General features: G+C 74.2%; 1 protein-coding gene. It reads left to right on the top strand.

Annotation, left to right across the window (positions count from 1 at the left end; translation table 11 throughout):
* Positions 1-461 (top strand): ArnT family glycosyltransferase (locus JZ792_RS43685; RefSeq protein ID WP_216918437.1); only part of this gene is annotated, 461 nt, incomplete at both ends.

Here is a 461-nt window from a genome sequence, read left to right as displayed (position 1 = left end):
CTGCCTGCTGCTGTTCCTGCCCGGGCAGATCTCCCTGCAGCCGATGGACCGGGACGAGCCGCGCTTCGCCCAGGCCTCGAAGCAGATGCTGGAGAGCGGCGACTTCGTCGACATCCGCTTTCAGGGCGAGGCCCGGCACAAGAAGCCGGTCGGGATCTACTGGGCGCAGGCCGCCACGGTTGCGGCGGGCGAGGCGCTCGGCGTGGCCGACGCACGCCGGCAGATCGCCCTCTACCGCATCCCGTCGCTGATCGGCGCCACCGCTTCGGTGCTGCTCGCCTACTGGGCCGCGCTCGCCTTCCTGCCCCGCCGCCCCGCGCTGCTGGCCGCCGCCCTGTACGGCGCCGGGCTGATGCTCTCGGCCGAGGCGCATCTGGCCAAGACCGACGCGCTGCTCGCCGCCTGCGCCACCGCGAGCCTCGGGGCGCTCGCCCGGGTGTGGCTGGCCGCGTATTCCGCGC

The sequence above is a fragment of the Nocardia noduli genome (genome assembly GCF_019038455.1).
Classification (GTDB): domain Bacteria; phylum Actinomycetota; class Actinomycetes; order Mycobacteriales; family Mycobacteriaceae; genus Nocardia; species Nocardia noduli.
Note: the sequence above shows the minus strand (reverse complement) of the source record. Positions and strands in the feature narration are given on the sequence as shown.